Here is a 21,636-nt window from a genome sequence, read left to right on the forward strand (position 1 = left end):
GGCGAGGTGCCGACAGGCGGGGCAGAGCCCTTTGCTTACTTTGGGGCTTTTCCAAAGTGAGTCGCTGTAAGAGCGAAACCATAGGCCGCCGTTACCTAAATAACGGATATGTACACCGATCAACCCTTGGAAGCCTCACTGATAATCTGCCGAATCGCCCCGACAAACGCCTCAGCCGGCTGCCCGCCACTCACCGCATATTGATCATTAAACACAATGGTCGGCACAGAACTCACCCCACGCGACACCCACAACTGCTCCTGCTCACGAACCTCAGCCGCATATTCATCCGAAGCCAGAATCTCCTCAGCCCGCTGACGATCCAGCCCAACCCCTTCGGCAATCGTCGCTAAAGTCGCGTGATCAGACGGATTCTGCTGGTCAGTAAAGTACGCCTTGAACAGCGCCTCCTTGAGGTTGTACTGCAACCCCTCAAGCCCGGCCCAATGCAACAGGCGATGCGCATCAAACGTGTTGTAGATCCGGCTCTGCCCATCGGTACGAAACGCAAACCCCAACTCCGCCCCCATGTCACGAATCCGCGCCCGGTTAGCCTGGGATTGCTCCGCAGTGGAGCCGTATTTCTCAGTGATGTGCTCAGTAATGTTCTGACCTTCAGGCCCCATATTCGGGTTCAACTCAAAAGGCTGGAAATGAATCTCGGCCTGCACCTCCGGCCCCAACTGGTCCAGAGCCTCGGTCAAGCCGCGCAGGCCGATGATGCACCAGGGGCAGGACACGTCGCTGACGAAATCGATTTTCAGGGGAGTACTCATGACTAGGCAACCTCGCTGGCTTTAAACGCCGGAAAGGCACCACGATACACCCCGCCAAGCCCTTACAAAACCTTGGAAGGCGCCACTGGGTCGATCTGCGCCCAATGCGCCGCATCCTCGCGATGGGCTTGCAGGTACGGCAACACCGCCGCCAGCAACGGCGCCTTGAACGCCTCCTGGAAACGATGGGCCAGGCCCGGAATCAGCCGCAACTGGCTGCCCTGGATATGCGCCGCCAGGTGCACGCCATGCATCACCGGCAACAGCGGGTCGGCAGTTCCATGCACCACCAGCGTTGGCACACGCAGTTGATTGAGCAACGGCACCCGGCTCGGCTCGGCAAGGATCGCCATGATCTGGCGCTTCACACCGTCGGGGTTGAACGCCCGGTCGTAGGACTGCGCCGCCTGTTGCAGCAGCACCTTGCGATCATCCTTCACATAAGGGCTGCCCAGCGCCGCCAGCAGGTCGGCCTGTTGCTCCAGGGCCACTTCACGATTGGGCGCGCTGCGCCGTGACAACAGTTGCACCAGCGCTGCACTCGGTGCCGGCAGGCCTTCGGCGCCGGAGCTGGTCATGATCAGGGTCAGGCTTTCCACCCGTTGCGGCGCCATGGCCGCCAGGTGCTGGGCGATCATCCCGCCCATGCTCGCGCCCAGCACGTGGAATTGCTGGATGTGCAAACCATCCATCAGCCCCAGAGCGTCGTCGGCCATGTCCGTCAGGGTGTAGGGCGCCGCCACCGGCAGACCGAGTTTGTAGCGCAGCACCTCGAAGGTCAGGTTGGCGCTGGCAGGCGCCTGGCGCCAGGTCGACAGGCCGACATCGCGGTTGTCATAACGAATCACCCGAAAGCCTTGCTGGCACAGGGCGACGACCACTTCGTCGGGCCAGTGAATCAACTGCCCGCCCAGGCCCATCACCAGCAGCAAGGCCGGATCGGACTCACGGCCGATACTCTGGTAGGCGATGCTCACCTGGGCCAGGTCGACCGTTTGAGTCGGGACATTGACATCACATCGAGAAGCCGCAAAAGACGGCAGGCCGAATAATAAAGCGGCCATTAAAAACAAAACGCGCATGAAAAACACCGAAACGCAGAACCCCAGTAGAGCGCGAGTCTGATGAAGTTTGTTCAAGCGCGCTGCCACAGTTCAGTGACAGTTTGATGAATGTCGCCAGGCGGTCGCGGTATCCATCTAGCCCACGCCGCTCTGCCGTATCTCATTCAATAGCCCGATTCCCGAGCCGTATCGGGGCCTTGAGAGAGACAGACATGAGCGATACCCCCGACAACCTGCCGGATGTGAAGATCACCCCGTTTGATATCACGGCGCGAACGCTGGCCCGCCCGGTGGACGAAACCCTGCTGTGGGACGCCACTCGCCGGGGCCAGCAAAGCCAGCAGTTACTGCACACCCTCATCGCCCTGGCGCCTCGTGCGGCCACCGCCATCCGCGAGCTGTTGCGGCACGCCTGGAATCTGGACGGTGATCAGGTCGGCGTCATTTCCCCCCCCACCCAACAGCGCAGCACTCGCCAGTGCAGCCTGAGCCAGGCCTGCGGGTTTGTCCTGCAAAACCCGCAACTGTCCCCGGCGCAATTTCCAGCCTGCCGGATCAGCCGAATGCCTGCGCAACACCCGTTCGCATCGCTGTCGGCCATCGAGCTGTTTGAACGCTGCAAGGCGCTGGCACTCAAGCCCTTTATGCAACAACGCTGGGATGCCTATTGGCAGGCTCGCGCGCCCGGCAGCGGGGTCTCGCGCCATGAGCGCGCGGCCCAGTTGTATGGCCAGCACCTAGAAGCGGCGACCCATCACATCGAGGCCGTCGACGGCCTGACGCCGCCGCTGCTCAACGCTGTGCAAACCCTCATGGACCCTACAGCCCCCGTCGGCACGTTGATCGACGGGCGCCGGATCCACACCGAACAGGTGGCCCTCAAACACCCCGGCCAGGTGCCGATAGCATTACCGGGCGCCTGGATCATTACCCTCGACGGCGAGGACCCGGTTCCCCAGTTACTCTACCTGCCGGCCTGGCAGCCAGCGGTCCAACTGTTCCATCGACGCACTCACCTGGAGCGTTGGCTGATCGATAACCAGCAAGCCGTGTTCCAGGTCGACAGGGCCTTGCCACGCGCGATGATCGACTACATCGCCACCCGCCAACCATTGCAAACGGGCATCGCCCAACGCCTGTCCGACCTCGCCAACCACCAGTTCTTAAGCGTGCTGAGCCACCTCTCCCACCACCACGACATCAGCGAACACGCGATCCACACCCTGGACAATGCACTCGCGTTCGATGAGCAGCTCAGCCGCGTCCCATTGTTGGCCGCGCCTCCCGAGGTGAGCGAACAACCGCCTGATATGGACGCCCTCAAGACCACCGCGCAATTTGGCTGGCTGTACGCCGACATTCCTCCCGCCACGCGCCAGGCCATGATCGACCACCAGCACCAAGCCATCGAAACGCTGCTGGGTGAGGATTACCAGGGTGACCACCGCCACCCACCGCTGGTGCAATTGACGCAGCACCTGGAACAGCTCCACAACGCCCAATCCGCGGCCAGCGATGCTGCCGTGGCGCTGCTTGCGCGCCGGGTCTACGACACCGCCAGCCTGGACACCCACTACACTGCACTCTACCGCGCACGAAACGCCGGGCTGCGGGCCGAAGCCCTGCTCCAGCGCAGCCTTGGGCAACTCGGCGACGACGAACTGAACGGCCTCCTGGCCCTGCTGGAGGACCCGGAACTGGAGGACCGCACGGCAGATGTGGGCGCAGCCCGGCTGACGCTGGCGGTCAGGCGACACAATGGCAGCAGCACCCTGATTACCGAAAAGGTCCTCAAGGGCCCCGTGCTGATCGCCCGCCGCGCAGCCCTGCGGGGGCCGGGCACCGATGCCGACAGCCTGTTGCTCTACTGGCCCGGACGGGGCGGTGCCCTGCAGCGTTTCGATTCGCGCCGGGCCCTGGAGCAGTACCTGTTCGGCATCCAGGCTGGCGACCCTCACCTGGCGCTGCGCCTGGACGAGGTGACCTCGGACCCGTTCGAGTACAGCCTGCAAAGCCAACAGACCGACTTCGAAGAACAGGCCGCGCGAATCCGCGCCGAACAGGCCGATGCACAATCACGGGACAGCGCGTTGCAAAGGCTGCGCCTGGAGGTCGCCGGCCAATTGTGCGTGCCCGAGCATCAAGCCCGCGATGCAGCGTTCGAGCAGATCATCGAGCAAAACAACAGCAGCCATCTGGCCGAGCATTTACCCCAGTGGCTACAGACCCTGAACGACCCACAGCGCACACTGTTCAAATACTTGGTGCAGGCCTACCTGCCCGCGGCGCAGCGCGCCCAGGCACTGCTCGAGCGCTCGCTGCCCCAGCGCGAGGCCTTCGCCCGGCAGCAAATAGAAGCCCGCCTGCGCCGGGATTTCTCACTTAAAAAGAACTTCACGGTCGTGCTCGACCTGCCTGACTCAGTCAGGGCCATTCGCGACGTCATTCCCGGGGCCGCACCGGGAACGCCCGTCAGGATGCTCAACGCCCCCAGCGCGATACGCAGCAAGCTCTCCCTTGAAACCCTCGCACTGTCGAACATCGGCGATTCCATGGGCGCACGCCTGAGCTTTATGCGCCTGGAGGTCACGGCCGACGATCAGCGCGAGTACGACACACTGAAAAACGGAATCACCGGCGCCTATCTGGCCCGAGTGGTTTCCGAGCTGGACCTGGCGCAACAGTATGAGATCCAGATTCTCCGGGCGTTCAACGGTAGCCCCGAGCAGTCCCGGTTCGATCGCGAATACCAGCGTGAATGCCTGATCGAACCACTGCGCCTCACCCTGCAACTGCACGCCACCCGCGCCCATCTGCAAGGCCATATCAATGACAACGAACTGCACACCCTGAAGGTGGCCATTGACGCCGATACCCCACAGGCCTGGGAGGTCGATCGCAAACAGATCGTCCTGCTCCCCGCCGGGCTCGCGGTGGGCGGCGCCGACACCAATCAACGCCCGACGGCCTTGGTCGGCGTCACCTTTATCCAGGAGAAAAACAGCGGTGTGACCCTGGTGTATCTGCCGGATGCCCCCGACCATCGCAACCTGCTCCGGGCCGACAGCCTCGACCAGGCACGTGCCCTGCTGTTTGCGCTGTGTGCCCAGGACAGCGGCGTGGACTACCTGGCAGGCCGTACCTTGAAAGGCGATGTGATTGCCCATGCCGCACGCATCCGGAAGGCCTATCAAAGCCGGTACGACGGGCTGATCGGCGTGGGCTCGCCCTGGCCGTCCACGACCTCACTGGCGGCGCACGAGCTTGACTCCCGGATGGCTCGGCTGATCGAGGCCCATCGCAACACCTCCCGCTCCAACTTCGACCTGGCCGTAGAGCGCTACGCCCTGCAAAACCGCATGCTGTTCCATTGGATCAAAGTCGCCCTCAATTGCCTGCCGTTCGTGGGCACGGCCATTTCCCTGTATGACGCACGCGCCAACCTGCACGCTGCCGTGAAAGCCTTCCTGCGGGGGGACATCGGGCAGGGTATCGATGACCTGGCCTCAGCGTTTGAGGCACTGTTATTCGCCACCATGGATGCTGCGCAGATAGCCGGCGCTTCGACACAGGTGGGCAAAGCCGCGCGTGGGTTGATGCGCCGGCACCAGCTGTCGAGGAGGCTGGACAAGGGCGCGTTCTGGCGCTCTGGCGGGCCCGCAAAAAAACCATCCCGGCGTTCGGACTTCGAGGGCTATGCCTATGACCAACCGCTGTCCCTCGAAGGCCTGCACGCACCGACGTCCGGAAAGTATCGCCAGGTCTATCGGCATGCACGTGGTGAGTTCATTGTCCGCCAGGGGCAGATCCTTGAGGTCACCTTTGACAGCACCTACGACACCTGGCGCCTGAAGGGCAACCGCAACCGCCTTTACAGACAACCGATCGCCCTGGATGAAGCCAGTGAGTGGCAATCCCACGGCATTCTTTATGGGCGCCTCGTCGCCGGCGGTTTGCCCGGTGGCAGCCGCCGCATCCCCCGACGCCGGGCCGGCGCACCGCCCGCCGCGGTGGAAGCACAACTGCCCCAGGAGATGACACGTACCCTGTCACGGCGTCAGATCCAGCTCAACGAAATCGCCGTCGCCCTGGACGACCTGCTCCGCCAGAGCAAAGCCAGCAATACCGAACTCAGCCGTTACACCGACGCCTGGTCAAGCCACACACCGGCAGAGCGCTTCCCCCTCAGTCAAGATATCGACGTACAGTTATTCGCCGATATCGAGCTGGCCAAGCAGACTTATCAACTGGCAGACAACGCGACCCAACTTCCGGGCGGCGGCCTGTTGGCCACCCTCAACCGTGACAAAAATACCGCGGCCCTGGTGATCACCGAACGAGCGTTGCAGCGCGCCCAGTTGGCCGGCCATCGATTGAGCCACCTCACCCGGCACCTCGACGACCTGAACAGGCAGATCAATCGCGACCACCCCGGCACCGAACATTTGAGGCTGGCCCGTGAGATCACCGAAAGCCGGGGCAAGATTCTTGCCGAGTACACCATCATCGAAGCCAGCATCAATGACATACGCCTCTGGCGCCCGCGTGTCGCGCCCACCCCCCTGCCCGCCGGTTCGGTGGAGGCGGCGAACGTCATCATGGAAAACTTCTCCGAACTGCGCTTGCTGATCACCCGCACCAGCCTGCATCTGCAAAGCGCCAGGTACCTGGATGTGCCCCATACCCTCAGTTGGTTTTACCTGTACAAACAGGTAGGCGAGCTGCATGTAAAACTCAACAATACCTTGGTCACCCATATGGAACTGCCTCGACGCGGTATCAGTCGCGTCGAGCGTAACCGCGTCCTGAATTATTGCAGCGCGACTTACGAGGAAGCCCGTCAAAGCTTCAACAGCTGGAGCATCAATTACCCCGAGCTTTTTGATCCACACCAGGTGCAACCGCTGCGGGACAATCTCGAAACCCTCAGTGCCCGGGCACTCAAGGCCCGGCGCAAGACCAGCACGGAACAGGCCGCCGACCGGCCCCACAAGACGTTCAACAGCGAAGGCGACGAACTGTTGGTGGGCACTGAAGAGGTACGCCCAGACGTATCGCAACGGCGCTACATTCGCCTCGTCGGTGAGGGGCGTAGGGAAACCTGGGATCAGGTCGGGCAAAGCCAGAAATACCGCAGGGTCGATGCCCCCGGCCCGTCCAGGCCGGCGCCCCCCGCTGCGCCCGCCAATGTGGCCGTGGTCCTGGAGGAAGCCCGGGGCCGGCTCGGCGACCTGCCGGCGTATGAAGCCAAGGTCCATAGCTACAGGAACATGGAACCGGTCAACCTGGAACACATGATGGCCAGCGAAGCGGACGGCCTGGTACAGCGTGCCAGGCATCTGGAAAACCTGGGTTCCCGGGACCCGCTCATCGCGAAACTGCGCGAGCAAGCCATGGGATTGCAAACCCGTGGCCGGGACCTGCGCACCGAACGGTCCCTCACCAGCCAGCAACCCACCGAAGGCTATCTGGACGACCTCAAGACCGTAGGCAAAATAGACATCCAGAAGCTGGGAAGCCGTGAGTCCCGGCCCAACCGCCTGGACGGTGGCGCAGATTTCCTGCAGGAATATGTGATCAACGACCTGACAAAAAATCCGCCCGTCCCTTTGTGGTACGCACACTTTCACTATGATGCCCGGGCATCGGCCTTTGACAGTTTTATCAAGGCGCACCTGAAGCTCGGCCGCCAGCGCAAGAAGGGCCTGCAATGGCAGTTGTCACAGCAGGAACAGGGGGCGCTGTGGAGCAACCTCAGGATCTGGCGCGGCGATATCGGCAAAGCCTTTGCGGTGAAGCATTTCGAAGCGCTCTAAACGACACAGGAATACCACTTAACGCGCTGCGTACTCGGGTGTACTGGCCGCCAAAGAGGAGCACCCCGCTCCTCTTTGGCGAGGAACACTCACCATGACCGATGGACACCAGACACCCCGGGCCTGGTCACGCGCCTGCTCAGGGAGCAATTGGACCTGGAATGGCAAAAACAACAGGCCACCCATACACCGATCTGGCGCGGCGATATCAGCCGGTCGCTGTTCCTCAAACACTTCTCCCAGCTCTGAACCAACGGACATCACGCCACCGATCCTGGCGGCGTGATCGCCTCAGCACGGTCGACAGCCAGGACAACATGAGACAAACTCACCCGATCCGAATTTGTCACAAGTTATGCTCATGGAGACCCCGTGCTCGAAATCCGTCATCTCAAGACCCTGCACGCCCTGCGCGAAGCCGACAGCCTGGTGGAAGCCGCCGAGCGCCTGCACCTGACCCAATCCGCGCTCTCGCACCAGTTCAAGGAGCTTGAGGAAAGGCTCGGCATGCAGCTGTTCGTACGCAAGACCAAGCCGCTGCGCTTCACCAGCGCCGGCCTGCGCCTGCTGCAACTGGCGGACGCCACCCTGCCGCTGCTGCGCGGCGCCGAACGTGACATCGCACGCCTGGCGGGCGGCACCGCCGGGCGCTTGCACATGGCTATCGAGTGCCACAGTTGCTTCCAGTGGCTGATGCCCACCATCGACCAGTTCCGCGATGCGTGGCCGGAAGTCGAGCTGGACCTGGCCTCCGGTTTCGCCTTCGCGCCCTTGCCGGCCCTGGCCCGGGGCGACCTGGACCTGGTGGTGACCTCCGACCCGCTGGAGCTGCCGGGCATCACCTATGTGCCGCTGTTCACCTACGAGGCCATGCTGGCCGTAGCCAACCAGCACCCGCTGGCGAACAAGCCGTACATCGTGCCCGAAGACCTGATCAGCGAAACCCTGATCACCTACCCGGTGGAGCGGGATCGCCTGGACATCTTCACCCGCTTCCTGGAACCCGCCGACGTTGAGCCGGCCCAGGTGCGCACCTCGGAACTGACGGTGATGATGATGCAGTTGGTGGCCAGCGGTCGCGGCGTGTGTGGCATGCCTCATTGGGCGCTGCATGAATACAGCTCCCGGGGTTACGTGAAGGCCAAGCGGCTGGGGGAGAAAGGCCTGTTTGCCACGCTGTACGCCGGCATCCGCGCCGACATGCTGGACGCGCCGTACATGCGCGACTTTTTGCTGACGGCCAAGGACACCTCGTTTTCGACCCTGGATGGGGTCAGCGCCGTACGCTGATGAACAGCGGGTACCTGTGGCGAGGGAGCTTGCTGTGGCGAGGGAGCTTGCTCCCGCTGGGGCGCGAAGCGGCCCCGAGATTTTTGGGTCTGCTGCGCAGCCCAGCGGGAGCAAGCTCCCTCGCCACAGTTTCACGCACCCGTTAGAGAGGCGCGATAGAACGGCAGGATCAAGTCCCGGGTCAGGGGCGCCAGGTGCAAGTCGCCGTCACCGGCCGGGTCGATCCAGCGCACTTCTTCAATCTCGGCGGCCGGTGTCACCGGCACGTCGATGTGTACCTGGAACAACTCGGCCTGCACCACAAACCCTGGCTCATTCGCCGCCGGGGCCGAGAATTGGCCCAGGTACACCGCCGCTGCCGGGTCAATGCGCAGGCCCAGCTCTTCGTGCAGCTCACGGGCCAGGGCCTCGGCAGGTTGCTCGCCGGCATCGATCTTGCCGCCTGGCTGCATGAAGGCCTGGGTGCCGCGCTTGCGCACCAGCAGAGTCTGGCCGTCGCTGCCGATCAGCAGGGCGGCGGCGATGCGAATGGTAGAGGTCATAAAGGGTCGCCTTGAATGCAAAGGCGCAAGGATCCCATGAACCGGCCTCAACCCAAAAGTACCGTCTCTTCCGGCGCCTTGATGAACACGCTGTACCTGGCCCCTTCCATCGTCTCGAACGCGATCAGCTTGTCCACCAGCGGCAGGTTCAACACCTTGCCGGCGTTGAGCAGCAACATGCCATTGTCGGCATTGAGGTTGCGCGCCAATACCATGCCTTCGGCCAGTTCGCGGGTGGTCAGGACTTTCACCGTCGGGTCGCCCAGGGTCACGTCGCTGAGGAACGCCGCGCAGGCGTGGACGAAATCTTCCACCATGTCCGGGTCGTAAAGGCGCCCGGCGTATTTGCGGATATAGAGCAGCGCTTCGTCGCTGTTCATCTGCCGCTCCAGGATCAGGCCGCGCTGCAGTTCGATAAAGTCCACCGCCAGCTTCAACAGGCGCGCGCCGAACGGAATCGCCTCGCCCTTGAGATGGTCGGGAAAGCCGGTGCCGTCCCAGCGTTCCTGGTGATGGCGGATCAGGCGCGCGGCATCTTTCATCGGCTCCAGGGTCATCAGCAACGATTCGCTCTGGGTTGGGTACGCCCGGTAGCGTTCACGGTCGGTGCTGTGCAGCAGGTCAGCGGGCGACACCATCATGCTGTCGCTCCAGCTCAGCTTGCCGATGTTGTAGAGGGCGGCGGCCATGGTCAGGTCCCGGGCGCTGGCTTCATCCATGGGCTGGAACTTGCAGTACACGCGGATCAGTTCGATCAATTGGCGGTTGGTCTGTTTTTCCTTGGGCAACCGCAGGTTGGCCAGCAGCGAAAACACCTCGGTGCCGGTCACGTAGCTGCGCTTGAGCTCGTCGTAGGCCAGGTCGAGCATGTCGGCGGTCTGCTGCAACTCGGAGGTGCGCGCCACTACGCGTTTTTCCAGGGTCGCATTGAGGGCTTTCAGCTGGTCGTTCTGCTCGCGGGTCAGTTGCTCAAGGCGCAGCCGTTCGCGCTCGGAATGCTGGTGCTCCAGGGACTGACGCAAGGTCAGGAGCATTTCCTCATCGTTCCAGGGTTTGCTGATGTAGCGGTGGATCTGCCCTTCGTTGATCGCCTTGATCATCATGCTCATGTCGGCGTAGCCGGTCAGCAGGATGCGCGTGGTGGCCGGGTACAGCCGGTGGGTTTCGGCCAGGAGCATCGCGCCGTCCATGGCCGGCATGCGGGCGTCGGTCATGACCAGGTCGATGGGCCGGGCGGCCATGATCTGCAGGGCCTGGGCGCCGCTGCCGGCCAGCAACACCTCATAGGGTTGGCCCCGCAGCAAACGGCGCAGGCTGTTGAGGATCGACTCTTCGTCATCGACCAGCAAAATCGTGGGGGTGTAGGGGGCAGTCGTAGCAAGTTGCTCATCCATGGCGACACCTCCTCTCAATGACACAAAATTGCACCATTGCGCCCCCGTCGTGATCAATCGCTGTACTTGCAGGTGCATTGAGCGCTAGATGAATGCGGGGGTAACTGGCGTTGATTTGACGCCAACCGGCCGACTTATTCAAGGGAGCCAACTATGCTTGTGGCAAGAAGCCCATGACCGCCCCTGTTTACCGATGTACTTAAGGTAAGGAAGCCACATGCGCCAGAATATGCAGTTGAGCGCGACCCGGAACCGCTCGTGAACCCGCGCTCCGCAAGGGCCAATCGGCGGATTCTGATCGTCGACGACACCGCGTCGATCCACGAAGACTTCCGCAAGATCCTCGAAGCCGACCCCAACGGCGGCCAGTCCCTGGACAGCATCGAAGAGACCCTGTTCGGCACCGCCCCGGCCCTGCGCCAGACATTCCTGCTGGACTCGGCCTACCAGGGCCAGGAAGCGCTGGCGCTGGTGACCAAGGCCCTGGCCGCCAACACGCCCTACGCCCTGGTATTTATCGACATGCGCATGCCCCCGGGCTGGGACGGCCTGGAGACCATCGAGCAGCTATGGGCCATCGACCCTCACCTGCAAATCGCCTTGTGCACGGCCTACTCCGACTATTCCTTCGAAGCCATCGAAGCGCGCCTGAAATACGACGACCAACTGCTGATCCTGAAAAAGCCCTTCGACAACCTGGAAATCCGCCAGATGGCCAGCGCCCTGACCTGGAAATGGCAGCTGGCACAAGATGCCGCGCTCAAGCTGATGGGCCTGGAGCGCACGGTGGAGGAACGGGTGCAGGAACTGCTCAAGGTCTCGCACCTGCTGCAATACGACGCCCTCACCGAGCTGCCCAACAGCACCCTGCTGGGAGACCGCCTGACCCAGGCCATCGCCGTGTGCCGGCGTCATGACACCCAGTTGGCCGTGATGTTTATCGGCCTCGACCGCTTCAAGCGCATCAACAATGCCCTGGGCCATCCGGTGGGCGATGAAGTGCTCAAACAAGTCAGCCAAAGCCTGGTGGCGACGGTGCGCGAGTCGGACTCGGTGTTTCGCTACGGCTCCGACGAGTTCGTACTGATCCTCAACGACGTTCATCATCCCCAGCAAACCCAGCACATTGCCGAAAAAGTCCTAAAGGCCGTCAGCCACACCCGCTACGTCGCCGGCCACGACCTGAGCGTTACCGCCAGCCTGGGTATCAGCATCTACCCCGACGACAGCCAAAGTGCCGTGGAATTGATCAAGAAAGCCGAAACCGCCATGCACGCCGCCAAGGACCATGGCCCGAATGACTTCAGCTTTTTCATCGATGACATGAACCTGCGCGCCCAGGAACAACAAAGCCTGGAGACCGCGATTCGGCTGGCCCTGCAGCGCAATGAGTTTGTCTTGCACTACCAGCCCAAACTGGATTTGAACACCGGGCAGATCGTCGGCGCGGAAGCCCTGATTCGCTGGCACCAGCCCGATCATGGCTGGGTCTACCCCTCGGCTTTTATCCCGGTGGCCGAAGACAGCGGCCTGATCGTGCCCCTGAGCCAATGGGTGCTGGGCCAGGCCTGCGAACAAGCGCAAGCCTGGCAGGCGGCCGGCCTGGCGCCGATCTGCATTTCAGTGAACATCTCGGCCATCGACTTTCGCCAGCGGGATTTTGTCCCCAACCTTGCGGCCATCCTCGAACGCACCAGCCTGGCCCCAGGCTTGCTGGAGCTTGAGATTACCGAAAGCGTGCTGATGCAAAACGTCGAGGACACCCTGACCACCCTGCGGGCCATCAAGACCATGGGTGTGCGCCTGGCAGTGGATGATTTCGGCACCGGCTACTCCAGCCTCAGCTACCTGCGGCGGTTTCCCATTGATGTGCTGAAAATCGACCAGTCGTTCATTCGCGGCTTGAGTAAAAACCCTCAGGACGCGCAACTGATCAGCGCAATCATCAGCCTGGGTAAGAGCCTGGACCTGAACATCATTGCCGAAGGCGTGGAAACAGTTGAGCAGCTGGATTTCCTCAAGGCCCACCAGTGTGAAGAAGGCCAGGGCTACCTGTTCAGCAAGGCCGTGGCCGCCGATGAATTTGCCCTGTTGATGCAAGCCGGGCGGCGCCCCCTGATGCCTGGCCAATAACCTTCTGCCCCAAGGAATAATCGCTTGAGCGACGCCATGCCACGCTACGTCCACCGCTCTTCACGGGCGCCCGGGCTTGTCATCATGCTGTGGCTGGCGACCTGCCTGCCGGTGATGGCTGCGCCGCTGGATGAACCGCTCAAACCTCTGCCGCCGATACCGCAACTGGATCCGGCAACAGTGGAGTTGGGGCGCCAGTTGTTCAATGAGACACAACTGTCGGTCAATAACACCAAGTCCTGCGCCAGTTGCCATGACCTGCAAAACGGCGGTGCCGACAACCGGGCCTTCTCCCTGGGTTTCGACGGCAAGCCGGTGACGCTCAATACCCCCACCGTGTTCAACGCCAGCCTGAACTTCAAACAGTTCTGGAACGCCCGGGTCGACACCCTGCAGGCACAGGTCGAACAGGTGGTCACCAGCCCCATGGAGATGGGCAACGACTGGAAAACCGTGATCCGGAGCCTGTCGGCACTGCCCCACTACCAGGCCACGTTCCGGCAGATCTACCCCGACGGCATCACGCCCGCCAACGTGCAAAATGCCCTGGCCACCTATGAGCGCACCCTGCTCACCCCCAACTCACGCTTCGACCAATACCTGCAAGGCGACACCGACATCCTCACCCTCCAGGAAAAATACGGCTATCAACGCTTCAAGGAATACGGCTGCATTGCCTGCCATCAGGGCACCAATATCGGCGGCAACATGTACCAGAAGTTCGGCGTGATGGGCGATTACTTCAAGGCCCGCGGCAACCCCACCGAAGCCGACCTGGGGCGCTACCTCGTGACCGGGGACGAGGAAGACCGCAACGTGTTCAAGGTGCCCAGCCTGCGCAATGTGGCAGTCACCGCGCCGTACTTTCACGACGCCTCGGCCAAGACCCTCGAAGACGCCGTCGACGTGATGTTCAAGTACCAGCTGGGGCGCGTTCCCTCGACTGAAGACAAGACCCTGATCGTGCTGTTCCTGAAGACCCTGACCGGCGAATGGGCAGGCAAGCCCCTATGAAGCTCTCACGCCGCGCCACCCAGTTCATGCTCAGCGCCATGACCCTGATACTCGCCTCGATCCTGGTATTCCTGTACCTCAAGTCGTCGAGTGACCAGACCACCTACACCGAGTCCCGCGACCTGATCCGCCAGATCAAGCAATTGAACGCACAGTGGGACAGTGAAGTGCTCAAGGCCAGGATCGCCCTGACCCACAACTACGACCCGCTGGTCGCGCCCCTCAGCGAGATGAACAGCCTGTGGTCCCGTCTTGAACGCCGCGAGTCGCAAAACCCTCACGAAGAGCCGGCCCTCTGGCAAGCCAGCCAGGAAGCCTATCGCCAGGCGATTCAGGAAAAGGCCCGGCTGGTGGACCGGTTCAAGTCCCACAATGCGGTACTGCGCAACTCCCTGGCCTTCCTGCCCAACGCCGAAGACGACATACAGGCGCAGTTCCTGGCGCTCACCGACGCCGACAAACTGCTGCAGCAAAGCATCGCCACCGACACCTACGACCTGCTGCTCAGCAGCCTCGAATTCGCCCAGGTGACCAGCGACGACAAGGCCGCTGACATTCTGGTGGGCCTGAATAAACTGGCGATCAACAAGCTGAGCCTGCCCGAGTCGTTCCAGGTGCCGGTGGAGATTCTCAGCAATCACATCTCGCTGATCCTGCGGGAACAGCCGGTGGTCAACGACCTGCTCGAACGCATCGCCGCCGTGCCGCTGGCCGAACGCCTGGACGACCTGACCAACCAGCTCAACCAGGACCAGTCGGCGGCCGACCTGCTCGACCAGAAATACCATCGCTACCTGCTGGTGTTTTCGACCTTGCTGGTGGCGCTGCTGCTGTACCTGGCGATCCGCCTGTTGCGCAGTTTCGCCGAGATCAACCGGGTCAACCGGGCCTTGCATGTGGTCAACGAAAGCCTTGAGCAGCGCGTTGAAGAACGCACCCGGGAACTCAAGGATGCCCAGGGCGAACTCATGGACAGCGCCCGCCAGGCCGGCATGGCGGAGATCGCGACCAACGTGCTGCACAACGTCGGCAACGTGCTCAACAGCGTGAACATTTCCGCCGAGCTGGTGGCGCGCAAGCTGCGCACCAGCAAGGCACTGGGGCTGGGCAAGGCCATGCAGTTATTCAATGAACATCGCCATGACCTGGGCACCTTCCTCACCGAGGATGAAAAGGGCAAGTTGCTGCCCGGTTACCTGAACCAACTGGTCGAGGCCATCGCCACTGAACAGCAGGGCCTCACCGAGGAACTGGCGCAACTGAGCAAAAGCGTCGACCACATCAAGGATATTGTGTCCACCCAACAGTCCTACGCCGGCGCATCCACCCTGCTGGAGCCGGTGCATATCAGCGCCTTGATGGAAGATGCCCTGCGCATGAACTCCGGGGCCCTGAGCCGCCACCATGTGACGGTGGTCAAGGACTACCACGAGGTACCCGAGATCATGGCCGACAAGCATCGATTGCTGCTGATCCTGGTCAACCTGATCAGCAACGCCAAGTACGCCATGTCCAACCTCACCGACCGTACCCGGCAAATGACCCTGACGGTACTGCCGCTGGATGACGGCACCTTGCAGATCAGCGTCAAGGACGAGGGCGAAGGCATACCGGCAGAAAACATGACAAGAATCTTCACCCACGGTTTTACCACCCGCAAGGAAGGCCACGGCTTTGGCCTTCACAGCTGCGCGCTGGCCGCCCTGGAAATGAAGGGCCGCCTGAGCGCCCACAGCGATGGCCCGGGCAAAGGCGCGTTGTTCACCTTGCACATCCCCCTTGATCCCGCACGGAACTGAGCATGAACAAACCACCGAACCGGCGAATTTTATTGATCGATGACACCCCGTCGATTCACCAGGACTTTCGCAAAATCCTGATGCCGCCCGTGGACGCGAACCTGGAACTGGATGAGATGGAAACCGCGCTGTTCGGCGACAGCGCCAAACCCCAGGCCCAGGCCTTCGAGCTGGATTCGGCCTACGGTGGCCAGGAAGGGCTGGAGCTGCTGTGCCAGGCCATGCAGCAACAGCGCCCCTACGCCCTGGCCTTTGTTGACATGCGCATGCCCCAGGGTTGGGATGGCGCGCAAACCATCGAAGAACTCTGGAAAGTCGACCCGCACCTGCAAGTGGTGGTGTGCACCGCCTACTCCGATTACTCCTGGGAAGAACTGCTGTTTCGCCTGCAGGCCCACGACCGGCTGCTGATCCTGAAAAAGCCCTTCGACAACATCGAAGTCCAACAGATGGCCAACACCCTGGCCGCCAAATGGGACATGGCCCGGCGCGCATCCCTGCAAACCAGTCATCTGGAGCTCCTGGTGGAACAGCGCACCGAGGCATTGACCTTGACCAGCCAGGCGCTGCAACTGGAGATCGATGAGCGCAAGCAATTGGAAAGCCAATTGGTGCAGTCGGAAAAACTCGCGTCCCTGGGCCAGCTCGCGGCGGGCGTGGCCCATGAAATCAACAACCCGGTGGGATTCATCTCCTCCAACCTGAGCACCCTGGACGGCTACTTCAAACAGTTGCAGCAGATGCTCGACGCCTATCGGCAGGCCGAAGAAGCCCTCGCGCCCGGCGAATGCCTGACGCAATTGCAAAGCCTGCGCAAGGCCATGGACCTGGCGTTTCTCAAGGAAGACATCCCGATCCTGATCCACGAATCCAAGGACGGCATTGGTCGCGTGGCCCGCATCGTCAAGGACCTGAAGGATTTCTCGCGGGTCGACAACGACGAGCAATGGCAGTGGGCAAACCTGCAACAGGGCATCGACTCGACCCTGAACATCGTCGCCAGCGAACTCAAGTACAAGGCCGACGTGGTCAAGCACTTCCAGGTGCTGCCGGACATTGAATGCCTGGCTTCGCAGCTCAATCAAGTGGTGATGAACCTGGTGATCAACGCCGCCCAGGCCATGGGGCCGGAGCGCGGCACCATCACCCTCAGCAACGGCGTGGAGGGCGACAAGGTGTGGCTGGAAGTGGCGGACACCGGCTGCGGGATCGCGCCGCAGAGTGTGCAGAAAATCTTTGATCCGTTCTTCACCACCAAGCCGGTGGGCGAAGGCACGGGCCTGGGCCTGTCACTGTCGTACGGGATTGTGAAGAAGCATCACGGGACGATTTCCGTGAGCAGCGAAGTGGGCAAGGGCACCACGTTTCGAGTGGTGTTGCCGATCCGCCAGACGGCAGATCCCCTGTAGAGGCAGGCCTCTACAGGGGACAGGCTCAGGCTTGGGCGTTCTTCGGGCTCGAACCGAACGACGCAAACCGCTTGTTGAAGCCGGCGATGCGGCCTTCGGACTGGGTCTTGCGCTGCTGGCCGGTATACACCGGGTGCGAGGCGCTGGACACGTCGAGCAGCACGTAAGGGTAGGTGTTGCCGTCGCTGTGCTTTTGCGTGCGGTCGGTATCCACGGTGGAACCGATCAGGAAGAACACATCGGCGGCGGTGTCATGGAACAACACGGTGCGGTAGTCGGGGTGGATACCAGGTTTCATAAGGCCTCCGGGGCGTCTGGGCGAACAATTAGTGTTATACAGTAACACAAATCATGCACCCAAACGAGAACCGATTGCAATAAGAATAGACCCCGACCTTCTATGCAGTTTCCTGGAAGTCCATTTCAGGTGGCTGCTGCGAAAAGCCTCGCGTCAGAAAACCCAGGTACACCAGGCCAATCGCCAACCAGCTCAGGCCCAGGTAAATCGCCAGGTGATCAAGGCTGACCATCAACCACACATCCGCCAGCAGGCCGATGGTCGGGAACACCAGGAACAGCACCAGCTCCCGCAGCCCGCGCTGTTTGGCGCCGATCCAGTAGTGGAAGATCACCGACAGGTTCACCAGGCTGAAGGCCAGGAACGCGCCGAAGTTGATGAACGAGGTGGAGGTGGTGACGTCCAGCTTCAGTGCCAGCAAAGCGACTACCGCGCACAGCAGGATACTGTTGACCGGCGTGCCGAAGCGCGCATGCAAGGTGCCGAAGAACGACTTGGGCAACACCCCGTCGCGCCCCATCGCAAACAGCAACCGCGAACCGCTGGCCTGGGCCGAGAGCCCCGAGGCGAACTGACCGACGATCAGGCCGATCAGGAAGATCGACACAAACAGGTCGCCGCCAATGTTGCGGGCAATCTCATAGGCGGCCGAATCCACGTCGGTAAATTCGAACGATGGATGGGCGATCTGCACGAAGTACGACACGCCGACGAAGATCAGCCCGCCGATCAGGGTGATCAACATGATCGCCCGGGGAATGGTGCGGCGTGGGTCGCGGGTTTCCTCGGTCAGGGTGCTGACGGCGTCAAAGCCCAGGAACGAGTAACAGGCGATCGCCGCGCCGCTCATGATCAGCGGCATTTGCATCTGGCCGTTGAAGAACGGGGTGATGGTCCACAGCGGCTTGCTGGCGTCACCGTCGATGTAGTGGATGCACAGCGCGACAAACGCCACCAGCACCAGGAACTGCACCAGCATCAGCAAGGCGTTGATGCCGTTGGCGAGTTTCAGGCCGATGATATTGATCACGCTGGTGACCCCGATAAACGCCAGGACCCAGACCCATTGCGGCACCGACGGGAAGGCCGAATGCAGGTAGGCCGCACCGATCAGCCAGATGGCCATGGGCAGGAACAGGTAGTCGAGCAACACCGCCCAACCGGCGATAAACCCCAGCTTGGGGCTGATGGCCTTGCGCACATAGCTGTAGGCGGAACCGGCCACCGGGAAGGCCGAGGCCATGCGGCCGTAGCTCATGGCGGTAAAGAACATCGCCACCAGGGCGGCCAGGTAAGCGGCCGGAACCATGCCGGCGGTGGATTGCGCCAGGATACCGAAGGTACCCAGGACAATGATCGGTGTCATATAGGCGATGCCAAACAGCACCACCGACCCTAACGACAGGGTGCGTTGCAAACGAGCCATGAGCGATTCTCCGCGCAATTATTAGAGTTATGGCAGAACTGAAGTCGGTGCAGCACGAGCAATAATTTTTATGGTTGAAGCGTTTTTCTTGATGGACGCACTGTTGTGTTGATTACAGCTGTTGTGGCGAGGGAGCTGCTGTGGCGAGGGAGCTTGCTCCCGCTGGGGCGCGAAGCGGCCCTAAGATTTTGGGGCCGCTGCGCAGCCCAGCGGGAGCAAGCTCCCTCGCCACAACAGCTCCCTCTCCACAGCAAGCTCGCTCACCACAGGAATTCCATTTGCCAGTGAGATCAGGCTTTCGGGATCAACAACTCCCGCACACCGTCTGCGCGCTCAATCACCTCCCCCGGCAATTTCAAGCGCTGGTCATCCAGGTAGCGATAGTCCTGTCGCGCCGCCGCCAGTTGCCCAAGATCCAGTTCAACGCTGAACTGCCCTTCGTCGCGCCCGGCTTCAAACAGCAAGGTGCCCAACGGGTCCACCAGCGCACTGCCACCGGCGAACATCAGGCCGTCGTCGCCCTCTTCCACCCGGTTGACCATCAGCGCAAACGCCTGGTTTTCCTGGGCGCGGGCCATGATCGCGGTGCGGTGGGTGGGGCCGTACGGGTCCATGTTGCCGTTGGTGACGATCAACACTTCAGCGCCCAACTGCGCCAGGGCGCGGGCGGTTTCCGGGAATTCGATGTCGTAGCAGATCAGCAGGCCCACGCGCACGCCGTTCCACACGCAGGTGGCGTAGCGGTCGCCCGGGGCGAACACGCCGCGGTCCGAGGCCCAGAGGTGGGTCTTGCGATAACGCAGGGCGATGCCGTCCGGGGTGATCAGCAAGGTGGTGTTATAAAATCGGCCCGCGTCGTTCTCGGCCATGCCGATCACCACGGCGATGTTGCGCGCCCGCGCAGCCTGGATAATCGCCTGGACGGTCGGGCCGTCCACCGGCTCGGCGACGTCCGCCACGGTACCCGCGGAGGGGAAGCCCATCAGGTGGGTTTCCGGGAAGACGACCAGTTGGGTATCCGCCGCACACGCAGCAATCGCCGCCAAAGCGCGCTCAAGGTTGTAAGCTGTGCCGTTATCGCGGCCGGCCAGCTGGGCAAATTCGACCTTCATGGTGTGTCCTGTTGTTTTATCTGTGGCGCAGTATGCGCAGGCCGCAACCACTCGGGAAATCACGCAGCCGGGTTAACCCTATGGGGGTAGATGCATGACATTGTCGCTGGAAGACATCGCCTGGCACCGTTCGGTGGGGCAAATGATAGACGCCCTGGACCAGCCCAATTTCTGGACGCAACTGGTGCGGTTGCTGGACCAGTACGTGCCGTTCGACAGTTGGGTGGTGTTGCTGTTCAGCAGCGAACACAAGCCTTTGGTGTTCGCCGAATGCCCGGGCCAGGACGGCGAGCCGGACCATCTGTTCCAGGATTACCTCAACGGCCTGTACCTGCTCGACCCCTTCTACATCGCCAGCCGCGAACACTCGCGCACCGGGCTGTTCCGCCTGGCCGAAGTGGCGCCGGAGCATTTCGAGCTGACCGAGTATTACCAGCGCTACTTCCGGCTGAACGTGGTGGCCGATGAAATCCAGTTCAATTGCCAGCAGCCCGACGGGCGAACCTTATGCCTGTCCCTGGGCTCCAGGCAGCGTTTTGAGCCGCAGCAGATTGCCCTGCTGTCGCTGATCCAGCCGTGGGTATTGAGCTTGCTGCGCCAGCGCCTGCCCCATGAACTCAACCAGGTGAGCGCCCCGCAGGCACCGATTCAGAACGATGACTGGGGCGCACAGTTAACCGCACGCGAGCTGGATGTGGGGCGCTTGATGCTCAGTGGCTGTTCCAGCAAGGAAATTGCACGCAAGCTGGAAATCTCGGTGGAGACCGTGAAGGTTCACAAAAAGCACATGTACAGCAAGCTGGGAATCAAATCCCAGTCGGAGCTGTTCTCGATTTTTCTGCAGGCTCAGACGAGCTGAATCGGCCCCAGGAGCTCAACCAGTCCAGGAGTTTGATTACGACTTCCTTGACGAACGCCGGTGTGGCTTCATTTTTGGCGACGGCCTCGGCATAGCCTTTGAAGATTGACATCAGGCTCCCCTGGGCGGCGCCACGGATCGACGTTTCCAGGCCGTCGTTCAGGGTTTTCTCCAGCCCGGTTTTTGCACCGGCCATCATGCCGACGGCGCTGCCATCCGACTTTTCTACACCCAGGGCCATGTTGCTGAGGCCGGGGAACATCCATGTTTTGTTGCCGACGGCACCGGCGATGTTCTGCGTCATGTTCTTCCGAGCATCCTCAGGTCTCACCTCGGCGCCCGAGTGCGGCGCATCGGCCTCCTGACGTTCGGCGCCCTTCTGGCTCAGCAGAAACCTGACGACAGGGTTGTCGTACACCGCCTCTGCATGACGCTCACGCCGCTCCTGCGTCGGGTCATCCGCTTGGGGTGTTACTTCGTGCTGCGGTGTCAGATCGTTCGCGCTCACTCGATCGTTTTTTGAAAGCGCCGTTTGTTGAGGCAGAGACGGTGACAAATAGCGATCAGGGGCAATTGAGGCACTGACAGTCATAACAATTCACTCATGGCAGAAGTTGACATACGGGATTCGCGTCCTGCGTCCATAGTGGCAATCGCCCGCAGAAGAGTTCCCACAAACAGGCAGCACAGTGGCCAATAAATGC

15 protein-coding genes are annotated in these 21,636 nt (G+C 61.8%); 7 read left to right on the plus strand and 8 right to left on the minus strand.

Features of this window, described 5'->3' with window-relative positions:
- Positions 1 to 119 precede the first annotated feature (119 nt).
- Both V3W39_RS24815 and V3W39_RS24820 read right to left on the minus strand, forming a co-directional pair.
- A complete protein-coding gene (locus tag V3W39_RS24815; protein WP_177078378.1) occupies positions 120 to 776 on the minus strand; it encodes a DsbA family oxidoreductase in 657 nt (218 codons plus the stop codon).
- A 62-nt stretch (positions 777 to 838) separates the two neighbouring features.
- A complete protein-coding gene (locus V3W39_RS24820) occupies positions 839 to 1,858 on the minus strand; it encodes an alpha/beta fold hydrolase (RefSeq protein ID WP_177040651.1) in 1,020 nt (339 codons plus the stop codon).
- A 194-nt stretch (positions 1,859 to 2,052) separates the two neighbouring features.
- Here V3W39_RS24820 and V3W39_RS24825 point away from each other — a divergent pair, with 194 nt between their 5' ends.
- Positions 2,053 to 7,656 (plus strand): dermonecrotic toxin domain-containing protein, encoded by a 5,604-nt coding sequence (locus V3W39_RS24825; RefSeq protein WP_330213508.1) that lies wholly within the window; start codon positions 2,053 to 2,055, stop codon positions 7,654 to 7,656.
- A gap of 372 nt (positions 7,657 to 8,028) precedes the next feature.
- On the plus strand, positions 8,029 to 8,946 hold the full coding sequence (gene metR / locus V3W39_RS24830; RefSeq protein WP_017480097.1) for a transcriptional regulator MetR: 918 nt from the start codon (positions 8,029 to 8,031) through the stop codon (positions 8,944 to 8,946).
- Between the two features lie 131 nt (positions 8,947 to 9,077).
- On the opposite strand, the gene V3W39_RS24835 is transcribed toward metR, so the two are convergent.
- Together V3W39_RS24835 and V3W39_RS24840 are read right to left on the minus strand one after the other, a co-directional pair.
- A complete protein-coding gene (locus V3W39_RS24835) occupies positions 9,078 to 9,488 on the minus strand; it encodes an NUDIX hydrolase (protein ID WP_177116181.1) in 411 nt (136 codons plus the stop codon).
- 47 nt (positions 9,489 to 9,535) lie between these two features.
- Positions 9,536 to 10,882: an HD domain-containing phosphohydrolase gene (locus tag V3W39_RS24840; protein ID WP_177040656.1), complete on the minus strand. Its 1,347-nt coding sequence runs from the start codon at positions 10,880 to 10,882 to the stop codon at positions 9,536 to 9,538.
- Between the two features lie 258 nt (positions 10,883 to 11,140).
- Here V3W39_RS24840 and V3W39_RS24845 point away from each other — a divergent pair, with 258 nt between their 5' ends.
- From V3W39_RS24845 to V3W39_RS24860, 4 genes are all read left to right on the plus strand, one after another.
- Positions 11,141 to 13,015 carry a putative bifunctional diguanylate cyclase/phosphodiesterase gene (locus V3W39_RS24845; protein ID WP_330213509.1) on the plus strand — a complete coding sequence of 625 codons (1,875 nt, stop codon included), beginning with the start codon at positions 11,141 to 11,143 and terminating at the stop codon, positions 13,013 to 13,015.
- A gap of 84 nt (positions 13,016 to 13,099) precedes the next feature.
- Entirely contained in the window at positions 13,100 to 14,029 is a 930-nt protein-coding gene (locus V3W39_RS24850) for a cytochrome-c peroxidase (protein WP_330213555.1), read from the plus strand.
- Positions 14,026 to 15,828 carry a DAHL domain-containing protein gene (locus V3W39_RS24855; protein WP_177040660.1) on the plus strand — a complete coding sequence of 601 codons (1,803 nt, stop codon included), beginning with the start codon at positions 14,026 to 14,028 and terminating at the stop codon, positions 15,826 to 15,828. The genes V3W39_RS24850 and V3W39_RS24855 overlap by 4 nt, the downstream gene beginning before the upstream one ends.
- A gap of 2 nt (positions 15,829 to 15,830) precedes the next feature.
- Positions 15,831 to 17,237 carry an ATP-binding protein gene (locus V3W39_RS24860; protein WP_177078388.1) on the plus strand — a complete coding sequence of 469 codons (1,407 nt, stop codon included), beginning with the start codon at positions 15,831 to 15,833 and terminating at the stop codon, positions 17,235 to 17,237.
- 25 nt (positions 17,238 to 17,262) lie between these two features.
- On the opposite strand, the gene V3W39_RS24865 is transcribed toward V3W39_RS24860, so the two are convergent.
- The 3 genes from V3W39_RS24865 to V3W39_RS24875 form a co-directional block, all read right to left on the minus strand.
- A complete protein-coding gene (locus V3W39_RS24865) occupies positions 17,263 to 17,535 on the minus strand; it encodes a type B 50S ribosomal protein L31 (protein ID WP_177040663.1) in 273 nt (90 codons plus the stop codon).
- A 100-nt stretch (positions 17,536 to 17,635) separates the two neighbouring features.
- Positions 17,636 to 18,961: an APC family permease gene (locus tag V3W39_RS24870; protein ID WP_330213510.1), complete on the minus strand. Its 1,326-nt coding sequence runs from the start codon at positions 18,959 to 18,961 to the stop codon at positions 17,636 to 17,638.
- A 290-nt stretch (positions 18,962 to 19,251) separates the two neighbouring features.
- Positions 19,252 to 20,073 (minus strand): carbon-nitrogen hydrolase family protein, encoded by an 822-nt coding sequence (locus V3W39_RS24875; protein ID WP_177079922.1) that lies wholly within the window; start codon positions 20,071 to 20,073, stop codon positions 19,252 to 19,254.
- Between the two features lie 94 nt (positions 20,074 to 20,167).
- Between V3W39_RS24875 and V3W39_RS24880 the strand changes: the two genes are divergently transcribed.
- The gene (locus V3W39_RS24880) at positions 20,168 to 20,932 is read left to right on the plus strand and encodes a helix-turn-helix transcriptional regulator (RefSeq protein WP_177040669.1); all 765 of its coding nucleotides are present in this window, start codon (positions 20,168 to 20,170) and stop codon (positions 20,930 to 20,932) included.
- On the opposite strand, the gene V3W39_RS24885 is transcribed toward V3W39_RS24880, so the two are convergent.
- A complete protein-coding gene (locus tag V3W39_RS24885) occupies positions 20,880 to 21,524 on the minus strand; it encodes a hypothetical protein (protein ID WP_177116185.1) in 645 nt (214 codons plus the stop codon). The genes V3W39_RS24880 and V3W39_RS24885 overlap by 53 nt on opposite strands.
- Positions 21,525 to 21,636 lie beyond the last annotated feature (112 nt).

The sequence above is a fragment of the Pseudomonas sp. Z18(2022) genome (genome assembly GCF_036346535.1).
In the GTDB taxonomy this organism is placed as follows: domain Bacteria; phylum Pseudomonadota; class Gammaproteobacteria; order Pseudomonadales; family Pseudomonadaceae; genus Aquipseudomonas; species Aquipseudomonas yamanorum_A.

Bases quoted from the DNA above. Each gene is read 5' to 3' on its own strand.
- V3W39_RS24815 (WP_177078378.1), bottom strand. From the start codon at position 776: ATGAGTACTCCCCTGAAAATCGATTTCGTCAGCGACGTGTCCTGCCCC.
- V3W39_RS24820 (WP_177040651.1), bottom strand. From the start codon at position 1,858: ATGCGCGTTTTGTTTTTAATGGCCGCTTTATTATTCGGCCTGCCGTCT.
- V3W39_RS24825 (WP_330213508.1), top strand. From the start codon at position 2,053: ATGAGCGATACCCCCGACAACCTGCCGGATGTGAAGATCACCCCGTTT.
- V3W39_RS24835 (WP_177116181.1), bottom strand. From the start codon at position 9,488: ATGACCTCTACCATTCGCATCGCCGCCGCCCTGCTGATCGGCAGCGAC.
- V3W39_RS24840 (WP_177040656.1), bottom strand. From the start codon at position 10,882: ATGGATGAGCAACTTGCTACGACTGCCCCCTACACCCCCACGATTTTG.
- V3W39_RS24850 (WP_330213555.1), top strand. From the start codon at position 13,100: ATGCTGTGGCTGGCGACCTGCCTGCCGGTGATGGCTGCGCCGCTGGAT.
- V3W39_RS24855 (WP_177040660.1), top strand. From the start codon at position 14,026: ATGAAGCTCTCACGCCGCGCCACCCAGTTCATGCTCAGCGCCATGACC.
- V3W39_RS24860 (WP_177078388.1), top strand. From the start codon at position 15,831: ATGAACAAACCACCGAACCGGCGAATTTTATTGATCGATGACACCCCG.
- V3W39_RS24865 (WP_177040663.1), bottom strand. From the start codon at position 17,535: ATGAAACCTGGTATCCACCCCGACTACCGCACCGTGTTGTTCCATGAC.
- V3W39_RS24870 (WP_330213510.1), bottom strand. From the start codon at position 18,961: ATGGCTCGTTTGCAACGCACCCTGTCGTTAGGGTCGGTGGTGCTGTTT.
- V3W39_RS24875 (WP_177079922.1), bottom strand. From the start codon at position 20,073: ATGAAGGTCGAATTTGCCCAGCTGGCCGGCCGCGATAACGGCACAGCT.
- V3W39_RS24880 (WP_177040669.1), top strand. From the start codon at position 20,168: ATGACATTGTCGCTGGAAGACATCGCCTGGCACCGTTCGGTGGGGCAA.
- V3W39_RS24885 (WP_177116185.1), bottom strand. From the start codon at position 21,524: ATGACTGTCAGTGCCTCAATTGCCCCTGATCGCTATTTGTCACCGTCT.